This window comes from Sinomicrobium weinanense, from assembly GCF_018863395.1.
Lineage (GTDB): Bacteria > Bacteroidota > Bacteroidia > Flavobacteriales > Flavobacteriaceae > Sinomicrobium > Sinomicrobium weinanense.
In genome coordinates this window covers 119,759-140,096 of sequence record NZ_JAHKRR010000011.1, presented here as the reverse complement: position 1 = coordinate 140,096, position 20,338 = coordinate 119,759, and the positions used below count along the sequence as shown (strand labels likewise).

Here is a 20,338-nt window from a genome sequence, read left to right as displayed (position 1 = left end):
AACAATAAATATTAACAGATGAAAAAATATTTCAGTAATAACATATTCGCTTTGGGCCTCTTCTCCACACTGATGATGTCATCGGGCTGTACCAAAGACTTTGATGAGTTAAACACCGATCCAAAAGGGTTGACAGTTGACGCTCTGGACGCTTCTAATATAGGCAAGTTGTTCTCGCAGACGAACTATACGGTAATGTCTCACTCCCCGGTTGGTACAACCCCTTCTATCTTTCAGGTGACTGATGCCCTCTTCCCGGATTATTATGCACAGTATTTCGCCACAACACAACCGAGGTTCCCGTCAGACCGTCATACCATTGTAGGAGGTTGGAACGACTCGGCCTGGCGTTCAACTTTTGAGCAAAGCGCTCCTGCCCTGCGATTGCTTGTAGAGAAGACTGAAGAATTAGGTTTCACCAAAGAGAATGCCATAGCTAAAGTCTGGGAAGTATTCCAGTTTCACCGTTTAACCGATTATTATGGACCTGTACCCTATTCTGAGTTCGGTAATGGTGAAACCAGTGTAGCCTATGATAGCCAGGAATCTATTTATAAAAGTTTTTTTCCCATTCTGGATGAAGCTATTGCAGAACTTCAAAACGGAGGAACTTCAATATTTGGGGCTGAAGACCTGATATACGGAGGTGATATAAGTAAGTGGTATAAGTTTGCCAATTCATTAAGATTACGTTTGGCTATGCGAATTCGTTTCGTTGAACCTGCATTGGCCCGGGCCGAAGCAGAAAAAGCAATAACAGCCGGTGTCATTGAAGATGTTGCAGACAACGCCTTTGTGACTACCAATCCTTCCACCCCCAATGCTTATAATGTAATTACAGCCTGGGGCGAGTTCCGTATGAGCGCATCTATGGAAAGTGTATTGAAAGGCTATGACGATCCCAGAACTCCTAAAATGTATAGTCCCGCAACCAACGGGGACAGCCCTGGTGACGATGACGATTTTCCTTATGAAGGAATGCTGAACGGGCAATCCATTGCTGCCCTGGAGGACGGCGACCTGGATTTTAACAACAATACTTCAGATATGGCGCCGGAATTCATGAACGATCCCTCAACCCCGATAGCGGTATTACGCGCTGCCGAAGTTTATTTCCTGCGTGCTGAAGGCGCACTGATAGGATGGAACATGGGCGGTGGAACTGCAAAAGATTATTACGAAGCAGGCATTAACGCTTCGCTGGAAGAATGGGGTACATCTAATAGCGATTATGCAACAAGTACGGCTGTACCCGCTGCTGTTGCTACAAATATTCCTGCCATGACAGATATTCCGATCTTATTTGATGAAACAGACCCCGAAAAAGCATTAGAGCAGATCATTACCCAAAAATGGATCTCTTTATATCCGGAAAGCAGGGAAGCATGGGCAGAATTGAGGAGGACGGGATATCCGAAACTGTACAGCCGCCTAAACTCTGAAAACACTGAAGTAGGCGTAGATGATATTATGAGAAGGTTAACCTACCCTCCTATTGAATTTACGACAAATGGTGAAGCCGTAGAAGCAGCTATTTCCTCACCTGAATTGGGTGGAGAGAAGAATGGCAGCACCAGGCTTTGGTGGGATAAAAGATAATCTGGACCGGACTCAGTGCAGGCAAGTTCAGCAATACGAGTTACAGGACTTTCAGACAATCTCTTTTGATTATTCCAGTCACCTGACAAACCACACCGGTATTATGAATTTTATCAGATACATTGGTCTCTTACTCGTTACACTATTTTTAACACACTGTGAAACACCGGGTAAAGAAACACTATTTACTAAAGTTCCATCTTCAAGTACCGGTATCGATTTTAAAAATTTAATACGGGAAACCGAAGAATTTAATGTTTTGGAATACGGTTACCTGTATAACGGTGGCGGGGTTGCCGTGGGCGATATCAATAACGATGACTTGCCGGATATATACTTTACCGGCAATTTGGTAAAAAGCCATTTATATATAAACAAGGGCAATATGCAATTTGAAGAAGTTGCAGAAAAAGCAGGTGTCGCAGCAGGGGGATTATGGAATACAGGTGTGGCAATGGCCGATGTTAACGGCGACGGACTTTTGGATATTTACGTATGCCGTTCTGCCGCAAAAGCTCCGAACAAAAGACGAAACCTGTTGTTTATTAACAATGGCGATGAAACCTTTAGCGAAAAAGGAAAAGAATTCGGTCTGGACGATCCGGCATATTCTACCCAGGCGGCTTTCTTTGATTACGACCTCGATGGCGACCTCGATATGTACCTTTTAAATCATTCTGAACAGCAATACTCGGGTTTTAGTAAACTTACGCATACATACAAGGAAGTTTCAGATCCGTATTTAGGTGATAAACTATTCAGGAACGATGATGGTCATTTTACAGATATAACAGAAGAATCGGGTATAATCAGCAATATACTCGGATTTGGATTGGGGGTGATCGTATCGGATTTTAATCAGGATAACTGGCCCGATATTTATGTTTCTAACGATTACAGTGAAGAAGATTACCTCTATATCAACCGGAAAGACGGCACCTATAAAAATGTACTGCCCGAAAGTATGGGCCATGTATCTATGTTCTCCATGGGAAACGATGCCGCCGATATTAATAATGACTTATTGCCCGATATAGTAACCCTGGACATGCTTCCGGAGTATGATGAAAGGCTGAAACTGGCATTGGGCCCTGAAAATTACGATAAATACGATCAGTTGATCCACAGCGGATTTCATCCGCAAACGATGCGGAACATGCTGCAACTTAATGTCGGCATCAATAGTAAAGATATTCCAAACTTTAGTGAGATCGGAGAGCTTTCAGGAATGTCGAGAACAGACTGGAGCTGGGCATCATTATTTGCCGATTACGATAATGACGGGTGGAAAGACCTTTTTATTACCAATGGCTATAAAAGGGATTATCTCGATATGGATTTTATGACCTATGTGGCCAATCAACAGATCTTGGCTCAAAAAAATGACAAGGATGTCGTGGTCATGGACATCCTGAAAAAAATGCCCTCCATTGAAATTGAAAATTATATGTACAAGAACCACCGGAACCTTTCTTTCCGGAAGGTCGCAGAAGAATGGGGCCTCGGAGAAAAAACTTTATCGAATGGAGCGGCATATGCAGATCTCGATAACGACGGCGATCTGGATCTGATCGTAAACAACCTGAATGAAGAGGCTTCCATATATAAGAACAACAGCGAAAAACAACTAAAGAACAACTATTTAAAAGTACACTTAAAAGGCAGGAACAAAAACACCTATGGCATTGGGGCAAAAGTATATGTGCACACCAATAACCTGTCCCAGTATCAGGAACTAATGCCCGTAAGGGGGTTTCAATCTTCCGTGAACCCCGAATTGATCTTTGGCCTTGCAGATGCGACCACCGTAGACAGTTTAATCGTGGTATGGCCGGATTCAACCGTACAAAAAAAATATAAGACAGCGTCAAATAAAATATTACAACTTTATCAGAAAGACGCTGGTTTAACAGATGTTGTTATTTCCCCTAAACAGTCTCTATTTGCCAAAAGCGAAAATATCGGTATTTCCCTTAAACACGAAAAAGATAAGATCAATGAGTTTAAGACCGACCGGATGCTGCCAAGGACACTTCACGACCTGGGGCCTAAAATGACCAGTGCAGATATTGATAATGACGGACTGGAAGACCTTTTTATCTGCGGGGGAAAAGACCAGCCCGGAAAGTTATACAAACAGCTGTCTAACGGATCGTATACAGCGATTGCTTCAAAAGCCCTGGAAAAAGACCAGTCATATATTGATGCGGATGCTGTTTTCTTTGATGCTAATGGAGATAACTACCCTGATCTTTACGTGGTGAGTGGCGGTATACTACCCCCTTTCCAGGATCGGCTTTATATAAATGATGGCAGAGGGAACTTCGCCAAACCGGACGCGGCACTACCGGAAATCCGGGCTTCGGGCTCATCTGTTACCGCTGCTGATATCAATAAGGATGGGTATACCGATCTATACGTTGGAGGGAGGTCCATCCCCGGAAGCTATCCCCTGTCCCCTCGTAGCTACCTGTTGATCAACAACGGCAAAGGAAAGTTTGAAGACCGAACGGCCACATATAATAAAGATTTATCAGCTCCGGGTTTAATAAGCGATGTACTGTTTTCAGATGTGAATGGCGATAGCTGGCAAGACCTTATTGTCGTTGGGGAGTGGACCGGCATAGGAATATACATCAATAAAGAAGGTACCCGCTTTGAAAAAAACAACAGTGAGATCCTGACCGGCACAAAGGGATGGTGGAATAAGATACATGTGGATGATTTTAATAGGGACAACGCTCCCGATATTGTACTGGGCAATTACGGACTGAACAATCAGTATAAACCTTCCAAAGATCAACCTATCCGCTTAGTATATAAAGATTTTGACAATAATGGTTCAATAGATCCTGTTTTAACCCTTTACCGGATGGGAAAAGAGGTTTTCGCTTACAGCAGGGATGAATTGATAGGGCAAATAGCCTCCATAAAAAAGAAGTACCCCGATTATAAATCGTTCTCAGCATCTTCGCCCAAAGACTTTTTTAGCCATGAGCAACTACTGGGAACTGATACATTAAAAATAAACACCCTGGAAACAATTTATTTACAAAATGACGGCAAAGGAAAGTTCTCCGTAAAAAAATTTCCGGTAGAAGCCCAATTTGCCCCCGTATACACTATAACATCCGATGATTTTAATAATGATGGCCATACAGATCTGTTCCTGGCAGGCAACCAATCGGAAGCAAGGGTTTCAACCGGAAAAATGGACGCTAATAAGGGGGTGCTATTGTTAAACGATGGAAAAGGAACTTTTATGTATTGTAAACCGGAAGATTCAGGCTTATTTGTTAACGGGGATATAAGGGATATCCTGAAACTCAGGAATAATGACCAAATATTATATGCAGTCTCAAAATACAATGACAGTGTTGAAATATATAAACGGAACTAAAGTACATGCTCAAAAAATAACACCCGTTTTATTTTCAATCTGTTTAACAAGTATTTAATCCGATTTTTTCCCGAAGATATCGCAGATTTCCGCAGAAAGCAATAAAAAATCAGCGCCCATCTGCGGTATCTGAGGGCTAGCATTTTGAAGTCCCTATTTCCCGGACCGCTCCTGTCTTATTTTCTCCCGGTGTTTTTCACCCCAGTTGCTCAATACCTGTAAAACTTCCTGAAGCGAATCACTGTATTCGGTGACCTTGTATTCCACCACTACCGGTGGTCCCGGATGTACTTCCCGGGTCAAAAAGCCATTGAGTTCGAGCTCTTTTAATTCCAGGGAAAGCATTTTGGCCGATATTCCGATCGTTCGCTGCATCTCGTTAAATCTCGTGTACCCTTCAATAAGGGCAATAATGATCTTTAGTTTCCACTTTCCCCCAATAGCATAAAGGGCATCGTCTATACCCTTAAGCCGCTTTTTACAGGTTTCTTTTGACACTTTTTCCATATCCCCATCGTTTAGACCACTAACATAAAGGTTACTACTAACCTTTAGTTAACTACTGAAAAATATAAAGTAAAGATACATAATTTTGATCCAAACAAAAAGAACAAAAAAATGAAAAACGTTTTGCACATCAAATCAGGCCTCCAGGGAGAGCATTCATACAGTATTCAACTGGGAGATGCCATTATAAAGAGACTTCAGGAAACATATCCCGGGATACGGATAAGGACAAGAGACCTTGTCCGGGAGGGTTTTCCCCATCTTCAAACGGAAACTGTCAATGCCTTCTTTACACCTGAAGAAAGCCGAACACCAGAACAAAACGATGCCATCCGAAATTCGGAAAGGGCGATCCGGGAGCTCTTTGAGGCAGACATCCTCGTCATAGGTGTTCCCATGTACAATTTTAACATCCCTTCCCAGCTCAAGGCATGGATCGACCATATTGCCCGGGCCGGAATAACCTTTCGCTATGGAGAACACGGCCCTGAAGGCCTTGTAAAAAACAAAAAGGTTTATCTTGCCCTGGCTACCGGAGGTATCTATACGGAGGGCCCCAACCAGGAACTCGATTTTATTCCTGCTTATCTGAAAGCCGTTCTCGGTTTTATGGGCATGACGGATATTGAGATCATCCGCGCCGAGGGGACTGCCATGCCCACCACCAAGGCCGTTGCCGTGGAAAAGGCACTGAAAACCGTTGATATTTAAACCGGCAAATACCTAAAGGTCATACTTTACCTTAAACAACACATAACGAGGCTGAACCAGGTAACGGGAGCTACTAAAATACAACTCGTTAAAACTGTCTTGGTTCAGGTCCTCGTTGTTCAGTACGTTGGTTACCCCTACACTGTATTCCCACTTGCTGTCCTTTCCCCGGTAAGAAAGGTCGGCATTGAGAAAGGCGTATTCATTCTTTACCGTTTCTTCCTTGTTGCGATAGTGATTATAGGTGTAATCAGCTGTGAAAATAAAGTTTTTTAAAAAGGCAGCATCTATCCGTACGAAGGGTTTAACAGTATAGTATATCGTGGAATTCCCCCCGTTGTCGTAGCTGTTTATATTAAGCCCGTATCCTATTTCCACATTCGGCAGATCGTGAAAGTTGGTGGCCAGGCTCAGCTGGTAATCCTGCGTAAAGGATTTAGAGATCTGCCGGGTCTGGTTAACGATATTGTTAAACCTGGAATAAGAAAGATTGGCCCGGGCCGAAGCCTTGTATTTGTTAAACCGGCGTTCATACCTTCCCATCGCCGTGAGAATATCGTCTTCGAAATTGGAATTTACACTGGTATTTACCCGGTTGATCCCTTCTATACTACCGCTGCTTTTCAGCGCATCTATACGTTTGTTGTAGGACAGGCTGGCAAAAATATTGGTGAAATTGAACATGTTAAAACTGAAATAATCCAGTGACAGCTTATGATACAAAGCGCTTTCCAGCTCCCTGTTCCCGCTGTAAATGGAATTGTAGTCGTTAAAGACATAGCCTGCTGCCAGCTTGTTGATATCGGTAAATTCTCTCGTTATACCATAGGTAAACCGCAGGTTCTCCGCTTTTTTGAACTGCAGGTTAATATATACGTCAGGCAATACCGCAAATTTGTTATCCGTGACCGATGTACCCAGTTGTTCGTTTTTCGCTTTGTAGCTGTGCACGGTAAACCCCGGGTTAAATGTAAATATACCGGACACCAGTTTGTAATGGAATCCCGCAAATACATCCGAAAAGCCAAAAATAACTTCGTTATTAAAACGGTATTCTTCGAGTTCCAGTTTAGAATTGTCGTCGAGTATCTGAAAAATTGCGGAACTGAAATTCTGATGGCTATAAGAGGCTCCTACTGTAAAATTGATATGGCTTTTTTTCCCGGTGAGAAAATAGTAATCCACCATAGCGTCTATCCTGTTGGTCTTTACCCGTCGTTCCTGGTTGATATTATACCTGTCCTGGCTGTCATCAAAAGGCAACATCCCCTGAAACGGCTGTATATCCCGTATAGCGTTGTAGAAAGGGTCTTCGTTCTGGTAGAGGTGCCTGGCCTCGGCGGCAAAAATATTTCTTTCGTTCAGGGTATAATACAAATTGGCACTCTGGGTCAGGGAAAACGGGGCCTGATCTTTATTTTCGGCGATACTGTCGGTTACGTTCGATACAGAAACCCGGTCTGTATTTTCCTGTTGGTCCGACATCTTTAGCAACACATCATAGTCCAGTTGTAAACTTTCGTCGGGCCTGTGAACAAAATTCAGTTTAGCCAGTCCCAGCCTGCTTTTCTGATGGGTATTGGTAGTGGAAAGCTCTGTTTCTCCCGATTCGATAAAAGTTCTTGAAGCATTGGTCTGCATATCTGTTCCGGAATAGGAATAAATGGCAAACCCGCCCAGGTCCCAGGTATCGGTGGGACTATAACTGAAATTGAACGCCCCGAACCTGGTGTCGATCTCCCTGGCCCGGTTGTTTTGCATCAGGGACAATCCGAGGTCGTTAGAGGCTATATTGAAGCTGGTCCCTCCCCTGTGGTTAAACGTCCTGAACCCGCCTGTGAAGTTAAAATAGTCGCGCATGGTAAAGGGCAACTCTCCGATATTGTTAAAATCGGTGATCAGGTTCAGGCTGTATTTCGGGCTGTAATAAAACAGTTTGGGATGCGCCAGATATCGCCCGTCCGGCCCCGCTCCCGCAGTGATCTCTCCAAACCAGAAGTTTTTCTTTCCTTCCTTCAGTTTAATGTTCAGGGCTATATTCTCATCGTCATTGGTAAGCCCCTTCATCTGGGAAACCTCATTAAAATTGCGAAGCACTTCCACCTGGTCCACAGCATTGGCGGGAATGTTCTCGGAAGCGAGTTTGGAATCGCCTTCAAAGAAGTCCTTGCCCTCAACTTTTACCCTGGATACCTTTTTTCCCTCTACTTCTATTTCCCCATCTGAATTGATCTCCACCCCCGGAAGGTTCTTCAATACATCTTTCAGTTTTTTCTCCGTTCCCCTGTTAAAGGCATCGGCATTGTACACTATGGTATCTCCCCTGACGGTTACGGGCATTTCATAGACCACTTCCACCTCGTCGAGTTCATTAGTATCCTGTGTAAGGACAATATCCTTTGAGCTGTCCTCCCGGGCTGTAAATTCAAATTCCTCGGTCTTCAATCCCAAATAACTGATCCTGATGTTATAGGTCTTTTCCCTGCTCAACTGAAGTTTATACCTCCCCCCACTGTTAGTCACCCCAAAAGCATCCAGGTTTTGGGTCTCCCGGTTCACGGCAACTACATTGGCCATTTCCAGGGGAGCGCCGGTACTGTCTTTTACCACACCACTGAGAATAACGGATTGCGAGTACCCCGGAATAACACCACACAGCAACAGAAACAGAAACAAAAGACATTTCATATACTTTTACTTTTAAACCCGATGAAGGATGACCAATCGTTATTATGAACTCAACAAGAAGGCACTGACACCACAGGGCATGAGTACGTACATCCCTGCCTACCCCCCTATCCTGAAAACCCTGTTCCCCTTCCTTCCTCTACGATCTCCCCGATGCATTTCCCGTATTTCTTCCGCTTTCTTCCGCATGATCTCATCAAACTCCGCCTGATTTACCTGTTTGCCTTTCTTCGGGACCTCTATTTTATCTTCTGCTTTGGAGCTCATCACTATTTTGGAACAGAGAATCGTGGTCCTGTCCGCATTTATTTCCAGGATGAGCCCGGGCAGCCCCCAGTATTCCCCCGGTCCCTGATTGACGGGTATATCGGGAGTATACCACGCGGTAATGACGATCTCTTTGGTTTTTTCAACAGGAGTATTATTCATCGTATCTTTTGTTTTTTCCTTTCCGTCCCTTCTTGTCCTGCCAAATTCGCGACGCCTTACTTTTTTTACGGTTGTTGCCTTATAACAGGTATATTCCCCTATCTTCCTGGTTTCATTTTCCAGTTTCCAGTGCTGTTCGGGCAGGGTATCCCTGACCAGGAAGATCTTTCCAAACATTTCCACCTGGTTGTAATACAGCTTTTCCCTGACATCTTTATAATAGGTACCGTCCCCGCCCGGACCGCCGAAAACCATCATCCTCATCCCACTTCCGCCAGCCGGTGGTTCCAGTTGCTCTTCTTCTTTATACAGGGATGCAGTACGGTTAAAATCCAGGACAAAGGTTTTTTCCAGGCTTTGTTTCATCCTTTCTGCCATTCTTTTTTTGTCCTGTTCCGGGATATCTTCCCCCCCGAAATCCATATCGAGATCGGTTTTGCTTTCATAGATCGCTTTTCCCCGGAGATCCTGGGCAACGACAGGGCTTAAAACCCCGATAAGAAATACGCCGGACAGCAGGATTATTTTTTTCATTTTTTTTATTGTTTATATATCCGAATCTGTAAGAAACTGAACCTGTTTAATTTTATGTTCATGGCTCAAAAAAAGTCGACAGAAGTCTCTATACCACTGTTTTAAAGATAAATTTAGATTTTCCTGTTCTGTGTTAAAAACAAAATAGATCAAACCTTTACATCCCTATACCAAAAAGGCAGTTTAACGGACCTATGGTGCAAACAGCCTTTTGTAGATAAATCTGCGGGGTTGGTATAAAAAACCCGTTCGGGAGCATCCGGCCCCCGGAACAATCACATTTTGACGTATTGTCAGGATACAAAACATTAAAAATGTGGTTTTTGGCCGATTGAAAAGGCCTGAATTGATCTCCGTGACATTTTTTAACATTTAAAATTCTTATTCCTATATACTTAAAGACGAGACAAAACCGGCCCTGTTGTTGCGTACATGGCCCGGAAGGGGTTAAAAATATTTTACCTGAACAGGGATAACTTGTATATTTACATTAGAAAAATATTTATCACTTATTGGTGGGAGTATGAAATAGTTGCCTGTTACGGGTTACCAGTTACCGGTTTAAAACTGGCAACCGGACAACCGGAAACCGGCAACCTCATTTCCCTAACGATTAATAATTATATTACTATGCATATTGCCGTAGCCGGGAACATTGGTGCCGGAAAGACCACTTTGACCAGATTGTTAGCCAAGCACTTTAAATGGGAAGCACAGTTCGAGGATGTGGTGGACAATCCTTATCTCGATGATTTTTATACCCAGATGGAACGATGGAGCTTTAACCTCCAGATCTATTTTCTCAACAGCCGGTTCCGCCAGATATTGCAGATCAGGGAAAGCGGCAAGACCATAATACAGGACAGGACCATCTATGAAGATGCATATATCTTTGCCCCCAACCTGTATGCCATGGGGCTTATGACCAACCGGGATTTTGAGAACTACAGGTCGTTATTCGAACTTATGGAAGAACTGGTCCAGGCGCCCGACCTGCTTATTTACCTGAGAAGCTCTATTCCCAACCTGGTCAGCCAGATACACAAGAGAGGACGGGAATACGAAAATTCCATATCCATAGACTATCTGAGCCGCCTCAATGAACGTTATGAAGCATGGGCTCATAAATACGACAAAGGAAAATTTTTGATTATTGATGTAGATAAACTTAATTTTGTAGATAATCCGGAAGATCTTGGCGATGTGATCCAAAAGATCGATGCCGAACTCAACGGATTGTTTGAATAGTTGGTTATTAGGTTTTTTATTTCCTACCATGGGAGTCTCCAGGTTTTTTGGTGAAATGCCAGTAACCGGCACGATAAATAACTCTCAATCTTATCTCTATGGAAGCAACAAAACATAAACGCCCCAAACACAAAGGTTCTGCAAAACTCTTTGACAATCCCATACTGGAAAAGCTGACACACACCCATATTTCCATGCCCCTCATTATATTTACGGTCATTGCGGCTGTACTCATTTATTACGGCATTGTGGAAAAAGGGTTTCAGGCACCAGAAATGGTATTGCTCTTTATAGCCGGAGCCTTGTTCTTTACTTTTATAGAATACCTCATGCACCGCTATTTCTATCACATGCCTGCCACGACCGAAAGGCGGAAGAAAATATCATACACCATGCACGGCGTGCACCACGATTATCCCAAAGACAAGTCCAGACTGGCCATGCCGCCCGTACTGAGCCTTATTATCGCCACCGTATTCTTCGTAATATACCGGGCGGTTATGGGCGATTATGTTTTCGGGTTTCTCGCCGGATTCCTCATCGGGTATAACGCTTATCTCGGAGTGCATTATTCCGTACACGCCTTTAAGGTTCCCAACAACTTCCTGAAGGTGCTCTGGTATCACCACTCCATACATCACTACCGGGAACCGGACAGGGCATTCGGGGTTTCTTCCCCGTTGTGGGACCATATCTTCAGGACCATGCCGAGAAAACCCGGTGAAAACCCGGAAGTAAACAAGTTATGATTTTTATTTAGTTACGAATACACAAATAATATTCATGTATAATAAGAAACAAACCTGCCCGAGGCAGGTTTGTTTCGTTAAAACATTCGTGTATTCGTAACTAAATAAACGCCCGGCAATCACTCTTCTTTTATTTCCCTCACTTTTTGCTCTATTTCTTCCGGAGTGCCTTCTATCAGCACTTCATTTTTTACTGTTTTTCCGTCAACAATTTCGGATATGGTGATGACCGCTTCGGTTTTTTCATTTTCACCTACGGACATTGTTACATCCACTTCCTTGCGTATTTCTTCCTGAAGCATTGCAATCTCCGAAGTATGGCCTCCAAGGATAGGTGCAATGACCAGGCCAACAAGACAGGTAAGTTTAATAAGTATGTTCATGGATGGCCCGGAAGTATCTTTAAAAGGGTCTCCTACGGTATCTCCGGTGACTGCAGCTTTATGTGCATCGGAACCTTTGTAGGTCATTTTACCGTCAATTTCCACTCCGGCCTCGAAAGATTTCTTGGCGTTGTCCCACGCTCCCCCGGCATTGTTCTGGAAAATGGCCCAGACCACTCCAGAAACGGCTACTCCGGCCATATAACTACCCAGTGCCTCCGGCCCCATGACAAAGCCTATAAGCACCGGCGACAGTATGGCTATGGCTCCGGGCAATATCATTTCGCGCAATGCTGCCTTGGTGGAAATATCCACACACCTGCCGTAGTCGGGTTTTCCCGTACCTTCCATGATACCAGGGATCTCTTTGAACTGGCGGCGGACTTCCTTCACCATTTCCATCGCGGCCTTTCCTACGCTTTGCATGGCCAGGGCCGAGAAGATCACGGGAACCATGCCCCCTATAAACAATGCCGCAAGGACATCGGCCTTAAAAATATTAATGCCGTCTATCCCGGTAAAAGTCACATAAGCGGCAAAGAGGGCCAGGGCAGTAAGTGCAGCCGAAGCGATGGCAAAACCTTTGCCCACAGCCGCCGTGGTGTTCCCAACGGAATCGAGGATATCGGTACGCCCACGGACCTCTTCGGGCAGTTCGCTCATCTCAGCCACTCCCCCGGCATTATCGGCTATCGGCCCAAAGGCATCTATGGCAAGCTGCATGGCAGTTGTAGCCATCATAGCCGAAGCTGCGATAGCTACGCCATAAAACCCGGCCAGGGCATAAGAGCCCCAGATGGCTCCGGCAAACAGCAATACGGAAGAAAACGTGGATTTCATCCCGGTGGCCAGCCCTGCAATAATATTGGTCGCCGCCCCCGTAGATGAATTCTGGACAATGTTCAACACCGGTTTTTTGCCCAGCCCGGTATAGTATTCTGTAAAGAAAGAGATCAGTCCGCCTACGGCCAATCCTATGATAGTGGCAAAAAATACGTTGATATTGGCCACCTCTTTATATCCTTCGTTGAAGAATTTCATGTGTATGCTTTCGGGCAACATCCAACGTATTAAAAAATAACACGCGATCACCGTGAGAATAATGGCCAGCCAGTTCCCGGTGTTCAGGGCTCTCTGCACCTGGGCCTCCCTGGCATCGTTACTGCTTATCCGTACAAAAAGGGTTCCTATTATAGATGCGATGATCCCAACCCCCGCAATAACTATGGGCAGGAGAATAGGCCCCATACCACCAAAAGCATCGGTAAAACCACCGTTGGCATCTGCCATTTCCTTGATAATATAGTTTCCCAACACCATAGAAGCGAGTACCGTGGCCACATACGAACCGAAGAGGTCGGCACCCATTCCGGCCACATCGCCTACATTATCCCCTACATTGTCTGCTATGGTTGCCGGGTTTCGGGGGTCGTCTTCCGGGATACCGGCTTCTACCTTACCCACCAGGTCGGCACCCACATCGGCAGCCTTGGTGTAGATCCCGCCTCCTACACGGGCAAACAGCGCTATCGATTCTGCTCCGAGCGAAAATCCTGCCAGGGCTTCCAGGACCATGGTCATTTCATTATAAAAACTTCCTTCCCCGATGAGGAACAATTTGGTAAACAGAAAGAAAAAAAGGCTGAGCCCCAACACGGCCAGCCCGGCAACACCAAGTCCCATAACCGTACCCCCGGAAAAGGAGACTTTGAGGGCTTGCGGAAGACTTGTCCTCGCTGCCTGCGTGGTCCTTACATTGCTCTCCGTAGCAATGCGCATACCGATATTCCCTGCCAGGGCAGAGAAAAAAGCGCCAAAGACAAAGGCTATGATAATAAGCCAATGTGTCGTAGGCACAAAAAAAGCTATTACTCCCAAAGCAATAGCCGCAATAATTACAAAAATAAGGAGAAGGCGGTATTCGGCGTTCAAAAATGCCAGGGCACCTTCTTTAATGTTTTTGGAAATGAATTGCATTTTCTCATTTCCTGCATCCTGCTTTTTTACCCACATCGCTTTGACGAGCATAAAAGCAAGACCAATAATTGCCATGATTATTGGCAAAAAGATAGTATTGGACTCCATAATTTTTTAAGGTTTTTACAAATAAATTGCCATAAATGTAATAAAAATGAATGGTTATGCTCGAATTGAATATTAAAGAATTATCAAGGATGAGCTACACCCGGTAAAAACCAAGAAGAAAAAACGGAGAAAAAAGAAGAGAAATTAAAAACCGGAAAAAGCACAGCCTTTTCCAATGATGGTAAAAGAACAAAAAGGGCAGTGAATTTTCACCGCCCTTTCTACTTTCTATATCTGCAAATTGGAGACAAAAACCATTTAAGCAATGCTAAACAGTCCTGCTTCCTTGTTCTGAAGCGATTCAAACCTGTCCAGACATGCATCGATGATCTCGTAGGCTTCTTTGACGTCTCCCCAGCCACCTACATCTACTTTCTTATGTTCGAGGTCCTTATATACCTGGAAAAAATGTTCGATCTCTTTCACCTGGTGGGGGTTCATATCGCTGAGATCGTTGAGTTTGTTCCATATCGGGTCGGATATGGGAACACATACGATCTTTTCGTCCGGACCTTTTTCATCAGCCATATGAAATACACCGATAGGTTTTACTTCCATAACACAACCGGGAAATGTGGGTTCGGTAACCAGTACCAGAACATCCAGCGGGTCACCGTCCAGGGCCAGGGTTTCCGGTATAAAACCGTAATCTGCCGGATAGTGCATAGAAGAAAATATCATCCGGTCATATCGGATCTTCTTCAGCTTAAAATCGTATTCATACTTGTTCCTGCTCCCCTTGGGGATCTCTATCAAAACGTCAAATGACTTTAGTTTCGCTGCGCTCATATGTTATAATGTGTTAAGAGGGTGCAAAAATACGCAAGATGCTTGTAAAACACAATTTAATTTTACATCAAAATAAGGTTAATCTTACATACCTCCCTATCCCTTCTTCATTTAATATTATACTACAAAAAATTCCCTGCAAGATCTAAAAATGAAAACCGAAGGTGCCCGTTACACTAAACCGCCGTGCATCGGGAAGGCCCAGGTAATTTCCGCGGAAGTTAAAATCGATACGCAACACCTTAAAAATATTGCCTACACCGAAAGAATACTCCCAGTAAACTTTTTCCGAAGGGGCTCGCAACATGATGTTCGTGGGCTGGTTAAGGGCTTTATTCTCATCCGAAAGCTCACCCCATACACCTCTTATCCCTACAATTTCCCGGAGATTCAGGTTCCGTATCAGGGGAAGCCTGGAAAAAAGCCTTCCATTAAAATTGTGTTCCAGGTGCATGGACACATAAGTATCCGTCACAAATTCGTAAAAATCGAGATTGGGAAAGGTATTAAAAATAGAAAAATAGGTCTGGTTTCCGGGAACAACACTCAGAAGCCCGAGCGGCACAGCTCCAAAGGTCCTTCCTGCCTCTATGGTGGTATAAAGCCGCCCAAACCCTCCTACACTCCAGGGCTTCCGGAAATAGAACTGTATTTTCTCATAGTCGAAGTCGCTCTCCAGAAAACCGGTTACTCCCTTGGCATAGTTGAGATACAACCTGGCGTATTCATCATTTACATCGCGCCTTTCCACACCGTAGCCTACGGTTTTCCGCCCAGGTGTAAATTCTATCGAGGTAGTCAGCTCTAACTGTTTAACCTGTGAGGATATCCCGGTTGGGGAATCCGGGTCTACATAGTCCAGGCTAAAGGCCTCCGGCAACGCAGAACTCAGGGTCCGGAACGATCCTCCCACCTTGAATTTCAGGTTTTTGAGCGGCTCCATCTCAACATCGGCCGTAGTGAGGTTTATATCCGTCAGCTTGTCATTCGATCCGACGGTAAATACGGAAGAGGAAGCATAGCTTCTTCCCAGTACATCGTTGTTAGGGGTAAGGCTCACCCCTATCTGCTCTATATCCCGGCGGTTCCCGGCCGATATAATAAGCCTGTTCTGCCGGTTGAGCAGCCATTTGGCCGATATGCCGTATTTAAATTTCTTATCCCTGAATCCATATGCCCCAAAACCTTCTATACGCCACATGTCATTGGGGCCAAAGTAAGTCCTGCCTCCTCCGCGGATACGGACCCCTTCAGCGTCGTTATAACCAAAAGTGGAAAAGATAGGGCCATAATCCATATCCCATTTATCGATCTCCACATATCCCGAAGCCAGTATTTCACCCAGACTGTACAGACGCTTGAACTTGGGAACTGTTTTCAGCGTATCCAGCATTTTATATATGCCCGCTTCATCCTTGTTGAGGGCCTCGAGCCTGTTCTCTTCCCAGAATACATCGTCCCGCTTAAAGATCTGTTCATTGAAACGGTCTACTTCTTCATTGTAGAACGATCTGGGTTTTTCCTCGTCAAAGACGTAATTGTCGTAAATGGTGGTCCGTTTGCCGTAAATTCCCCGCGACTCTTCTTTCTTTCTCAGGCTGAAATCGCTCATCATGTAATCCCGCGTCAACAGAAAAACAGAATCGTTGAGCACATCGAATTCCTGCTCCATGTATATTTCCTTGACCCAGTTGATATTGGCACTCTTGGTTAGTTGCAGGTTTATTTTTTTTACGGCATAGGTGGTATCGCTCACCCAGAAATCGCCTTTAAAGGTAAGTTCGTTCTTTCGCCGGGGATAATAGATGATGTTATAGCACCATTTGCTATCCACATAGGCACTGTCTGTGAGCACATAGTTATAGGTATCTATCCCTACCCGCGATATGGGACTTACAAAACTCTTGTCGAAAAACTTAATATAGCTTTTGTAAATATCATAGTCGGAATACAGGTCCTGGACAAAGGAGATAAGATTCTGGTTGGTATCAAAACCGGAATTTTTGTTCCCTGTGAGCTTTTGTTTCTCTTTATTCAGCTTGTTATCGCCATACACCTTGTAAAAGGCTTCATTGATAAAAATAGGGAGATAGGTCTTACCGGTGATCCGTGAAGTATCCATCTGGTCAAAGATAAACTCCATCCCCTTGAAGAGCCTGCTGCCTATGAGGCTGCTGTCTATCGTATTGAGGTCAAACTCTACTTTTTCGTATTTATCGTACCGGTACTGGTCAAAACCGTGCACCCCGTTCTTGCGTTTTCTCTCGAGAACTTTTCGGAGAAGGTCTATCGCCGGATTGTTCTTTTTGGATTGTTTTCCCGTATAAACCACAACCTCCTTGAGCTGCTCGCCCTCCTGGAGCACAACCCTCATATCGTAAGTGACTTTCTTTTCCAGGTCTATCTCACGAGTGGCATAGCCCACAAAAGAAATCACCAAAGTGGGAAAATTATTTCCCGACTCCAGGTAAAACCTCCCGTCGTCATTAGTGATCGTTCCTTCCGAAGAATCCTTGAAAAGTACATTGGCAAAAGGGACCGGGGCTCCGGCTTCGTCCACCACAATACCGCTTACCTTGGTCTGGGCATTCGTTATCACGGCAGATAACAAGAATATACCTGCTAAAAGTTTCTTCATACTAAAAGTTAAATCCTAAAACACACATAAGACATATATTTTCAGGACAAAAACACCTTAATCTTTCGATTAAACCCCAAGTTGGGCTTGTGCCCGGTATTAATGTCAGTCACAATCACAACTCGCACACTTGAACATCAGCCGTTTAACTGCATCTTTCTGCATATGATGTGTTCATCCTTCATATATTTATCCGGCCCGTCCTGCTTACAACCTGATCTCCGGTACGGGTCAGCAAGGTCTTAAAAATAAAAAACTTCACCAACAAAGCTATCGGTGAAGTTTATATAACGCAAAAAAAACGATTTTATTGGTATAAAACTTTCTTAACCGCCTTGACCACATCTTCCTGATTAGGAAGCCATTCCGCCAGTAAAACCGGAGAATATGGCGCCGGAGTATCTGCCGTATTGATCTTTACGATCGGTGCGTCCAGGTAATCGAAAGCCTGGGATTGTACCTGGTAAGTGATCTCTGTGGAAACATTGCCAAACGGCCATGCTTCTTCGAGGATCACCAGGCGGTTGGTCTTTTTGACCGATTTCAGAATGGCCTCGTGATCGAGAGGGCATACGGTTCTCAGATCGATGATCTCACAGCTTATTCCTTCCTTGGCCAGCTCGTCGGCTGCCTTGTACGCTTCCTTGATGATCTTTCCGAAAGATACGATGGTAACATCGCTACCTTCCCTTTTAATATCGGCAACACCAATGGGTAATGTATATTCGTCTTCCGGAACTTCTCCCTTATCGCCGTACATCTGTTCCGACTCCATAAAGATAACGGGATCATTGTCACGGATAGCAGATTTTAACAATCCTTTGGCATCGTAAGGGTTGGAAGGCACTATAACTTTAAGTCCGGGACAGTTGGCAAACCAGCTTTCAAAGGCCTGTGAGTGGGTAGCCGCAAGCTGCCCTGCAGAAGCAGTCGGTCCGCGAAACACGATCGGAATATTAAACTGTCCGCCACTCATCTGGCGTATCTTGGCTGCATTGTTGATGATCTGATCAATCCCCACCAACGAGAAGTTAAAGGTCATGAATTCAATGATAGGCCTGTTCCCGTTCATCGCCGACCCTACACCTACCCCGGCAAAACCGAGTTCGGAAATGGGGGTGTCCAGAACCCTGTCGGGCCCGAATTCGTCGAGCATTCCCTTGGAAGCCTTGTAAGCACCGTTGTATTCGGCCACTTCCTCACCCATGAGGTAAATGGTTTCATCCCTTCGCATCTCTTCGCTCATGGCTTCGGCTATGGCCTCTCTAAATTGTATTGTTCTCATGTACTATATATGATATTGAAAATAGTTCTTAGTTTTTTTAGTTTGGGAGTTCCGGAGTTGAGAAGTTCCGGAGTCCCGGAGTTTGGGAGTCCTGGAGTTTTTTGTATTTTGTTGTTTAATATTATTATCAACTCATCAACTCACTATCCAAAGCGAAGCAAAAATAGTAATAATTAAAAATTCTACAGCCTGCATTTTCATAAATTTTGTGAGAAAGTGGAAAGGTGGGAAAGTGAAATGTTACAATAAGGCATCTCACTTCTCGCCCTCTCACTTTCTCACCCTCTCACTTTTAAAAAAAATATTATGCACGCATAGCATATTTGGGAAATAATATCTATCTTCGTAACCATATTGCTTCGGCTTCGCTCAGCAACCGGGATTTTCAACAAACTTTGTTTATTTCTCAACTTTTGATTACCAGGTTTACCCGTATTGAGCTCTGTCGGGGCGATGAAAGCATGGTAAAAATTCAAAAAACAGAGACATGAAGATATTAGTATGTATCAGTCACGTTCCGGACACGACCTCCAAGATCAATTTTGCGGACGGGGATACAAAATTCGACACCAACGGGGTGCAGTTTGTCATCAATCCGAATGACGAATTCGGTCTTACCAGGGCCATGTGGTTCAAAGAAAAACAGGGTGCTACGGTAAGCGTGGTCAATGTAGGCGGACCGGAGACCGAGCCCACACTCCGAAAAGCCCTGGCCATAGGTGCCGATGAAGCCATACGCGTAAACACCGAAGCTACCGACGGCTTTTTTGTGGCGAAGCAACTGGCCCGGGTCATTGAAGAAGGAGCATACGACCTCATTATAGCCGGCAGGGAATCGATAGACTACAATGGTGGGATGGTTCCCGGAATGCTGGCCGCCCTTACGGGAGCAAACTTCGTAAACACCTGTATAGGACTGGAGGTAGAAGGCAACGAGGCTACGGCCATACGCGAAATAGACGGCGGCAAGGAAACCGTAAAATGCGCCCTGCCCCTCATCATAGGCGGACAAAAAGGCCTGGTAGAAGAAAGTGACCTGCGCATCCCCAACATGCGGGGCATTATGATGGCCCGGAAAAAGCAGCTCACCGTACTGGAACCTGCCGAAGTCGCAGGCCGGACAGCTGCCGTAAAATTCGAAAAACCAGCCCCGAAAGGCGAAGTAAAGCTGGTTTCTCCGGATAACCTGGACGAACTTGTTCAGTTACTGCACAATGAGGCTAAAGTGATATAAAATAATTTTTCTTTTTGGAGGGGATTAGGGAGATTTCTTAATAATAATGTATTAAGTCC

At 44.6% G+C, this 20,338-nt stretch carries 13 protein-coding genes; 6 read left to right on the top strand and 7 right to left on the bottom strand.

The features are described from left to right. Positions 1–18 precede the first annotated feature (18 nt). Positions 19–1,599 (top strand): SusD/RagB family nutrient-binding outer membrane lipoprotein, encoded by a 1,581-nt coding sequence (locus KN811_RS20020; protein WP_216334973.1) that lies wholly within the window; start codon positions 19–21, stop codon positions 1,597–1,599. Between the two features lie 103 nt (positions 1,600–1,702). Continuing rightward, positions 1,703–4,999, top strand: coding sequence for a VCBS repeat-containing protein (locus tag KN811_RS20015; protein ID WP_187964090.1), 3,297 nt, complete (start codon positions 1,703–1,705; stop codon positions 4,997–4,999). Positions 5,000–5,152: 153 nt separating this feature from the next. On the opposite strand, the gene KN811_RS20010 is transcribed toward KN811_RS20015, so the two are convergent. Continuing rightward, on the bottom strand, positions 5,153–5,506 hold the full coding sequence (locus KN811_RS20010; RefSeq protein WP_187964089.1) for a winged helix-turn-helix transcriptional regulator: 354 nt from the start codon (positions 5,504–5,506) through the stop codon (positions 5,153–5,155). A 111-nt stretch (positions 5,507–5,617) separates the two neighbouring features. On the opposite strand from KN811_RS20010, the gene KN811_RS20005 reads away from it, so the two are divergent. After that, a complete protein-coding gene (locus KN811_RS20005; protein WP_187964088.1) occupies positions 5,618–6,217 on the top strand; it encodes an FMN-dependent NADH-azoreductase in 600 nt (199 codons plus the stop codon). 12 nt (positions 6,218–6,229) lie between these two features. On the opposite strand, the gene KN811_RS20000 is transcribed toward KN811_RS20005, so the two are convergent. Then, positions 6,230–8,905 carry a carboxypeptidase-like regulatory domain-containing protein gene (locus KN811_RS20000; protein WP_187964087.1) on the bottom strand — a complete coding sequence of 892 codons (2,676 nt, stop codon included), beginning with the start codon at positions 8,903–8,905 and terminating at the stop codon, positions 6,230–6,232. 99 nt (positions 8,906–9,004) lie between these two features. After that, positions 9,005–9,868, bottom strand: a complete 864-nt coding sequence (locus KN811_RS19995; RefSeq protein ID WP_187964086.1) for a GLPGLI family protein — start codon at positions 9,866–9,868, stop codon at positions 9,005–9,007. A 630-nt stretch (positions 9,869–10,498) separates the two neighbouring features. Between KN811_RS19995 and KN811_RS19990 the strand changes: the two genes are divergently transcribed. After that, complete coding sequence (locus KN811_RS19990; RefSeq protein ID WP_187964085.1) at positions 10,499–11,116, top strand: deoxynucleoside kinase; 618 nt, start codon at positions 10,499–10,501, stop codon at positions 11,114–11,116. Between the two features lie 98 nt (positions 11,117–11,214). Beyond that, positions 11,215–11,865 (top strand): sterol desaturase family protein, encoded by a 651-nt coding sequence (locus KN811_RS19985; protein WP_187964084.1) that lies wholly within the window; start codon positions 11,215–11,217, stop codon positions 11,863–11,865. 119 nt (positions 11,866–11,984) lie between these two features. Here the strand turns inward: KN811_RS19985 and KN811_RS19980 are convergent, their stop codons facing one another. The 4 genes from KN811_RS19980 to KN811_RS19965 all read right to left on the bottom strand — a co-directional run bounded on the left by KN811_RS19980 (position 11,985) and on the right by KN811_RS19965 (position 19,045). Beyond that, positions 11,985–14,333 (bottom strand): sodium-translocating pyrophosphatase, encoded by a 2,349-nt coding sequence (locus tag KN811_RS19980; RefSeq protein WP_187964083.1) that lies wholly within the window; start codon positions 14,331–14,333, stop codon positions 11,985–11,987. A gap of 258 nt (positions 14,334–14,591) precedes the next feature. After that, a complete protein-coding gene (locus KN811_RS19975; protein ID WP_187964082.1) occupies positions 14,592–15,122 on the bottom strand; it encodes an inorganic diphosphatase in 531 nt (176 codons plus the stop codon). A 145-nt stretch (positions 15,123–15,267) separates the two neighbouring features. Further along, positions 15,268–17,760 carry a DUF5686 family protein gene (locus KN811_RS19970; protein WP_187964081.1) on the bottom strand — a complete coding sequence of 831 codons (2,493 nt, stop codon included), beginning with the start codon at positions 17,758–17,760 and terminating at the stop codon, positions 15,268–15,270. Positions 17,761–18,067: 307 nt separating this feature from the next. Next, positions 18,068–19,045, bottom strand: a complete 978-nt coding sequence (locus KN811_RS19965) for a pyruvate dehydrogenase complex E1 component subunit beta (RefSeq protein WP_187964080.1) — start codon at positions 19,043–19,045, stop codon at positions 18,068–18,070. 487 nt (positions 19,046–19,532) lie between these two features. On the opposite strand from KN811_RS19965, the gene KN811_RS19960 reads away from it, so the two are divergent. Then, positions 19,533–20,279: an electron transfer flavoprotein subunit beta/FixA family protein gene (locus tag KN811_RS19960; protein WP_187964079.1), complete on the top strand. Its 747-nt coding sequence runs from the start codon at positions 19,533–19,535 to the stop codon at positions 20,277–20,279. The last annotated feature ends 59 nt before the right edge of the window (positions 20,280–20,338 follow it).

Excerpts from the sequence above, each read along its gene's own strand:
- KN811_RS20020 (WP_216334973.1), top strand. The coding sequence starts at position 19 with ATGAAAAAATATTTCAGTAATAACATATTCGCTTTGGGCCTCTTCTCC.
- KN811_RS20015 (WP_187964090.1), top strand. The coding sequence starts at position 1,703 with ATGAATTTTATCAGATACATTGGTCTCTTACTCGTTACACTATTTTTA.
- KN811_RS20010 (WP_187964089.1), bottom strand. The coding sequence starts at position 5,506 with ATGGAAAAAGTGTCAAAAGAAACCTGTAAAAAGCGGCTTAAGGGTATA.
- KN811_RS20005 (WP_187964088.1), top strand. The coding sequence starts at position 5,618 with ATGAAAAACGTTTTGCACATCAAATCAGGCCTCCAGGGAGAGCATTCA.
- KN811_RS20000 (WP_187964087.1), bottom strand. The coding sequence starts at position 8,905 with ATGAAATGTCTTTTGTTTCTGTTTCTGTTGCTGTGTGGTGTTATTCCG.
- KN811_RS19995 (WP_187964086.1), bottom strand. The coding sequence starts at position 9,868 with ATGAAAAAAATAATCCTGCTGTCCGGCGTATTTCTTATCGGGGTTTTA.
- KN811_RS19990 (WP_187964085.1), top strand. The coding sequence starts at position 10,499 with ATGCATATTGCCGTAGCCGGGAACATTGGTGCCGGAAAGACCACTTTG.
- KN811_RS19985 (WP_187964084.1), top strand. The coding sequence starts at position 11,215 with ATGGAAGCAACAAAACATAAACGCCCCAAACACAAAGGTTCTGCAAAA.
- KN811_RS19980 (WP_187964083.1), bottom strand. The coding sequence starts at position 14,333 with ATGGAGTCCAATACTATCTTTTTGCCAATAATCATGGCAATTATTGGT.
- KN811_RS19975 (WP_187964082.1), bottom strand. The coding sequence starts at position 15,122 with ATGAGCGCAGCGAAACTAAAGTCATTTGACGTTTTGATAGAGATCCCC.
- KN811_RS19970 (WP_187964081.1), bottom strand. The coding sequence starts at position 17,760 with ATGAAGAAACTTTTAGCAGGTATATTCTTGTTATCTGCCGTGATAACG.
- KN811_RS19965 (WP_187964080.1), bottom strand. The coding sequence starts at position 19,045 with ATGAGAACAATACAATTTAGAGAGGCCATAGCCGAAGCCATGAGCGAA.
- KN811_RS19960 (WP_187964079.1), top strand. The coding sequence starts at position 19,533 with ATGAAGATATTAGTATGTATCAGTCACGTTCCGGACACGACCTCCAAG.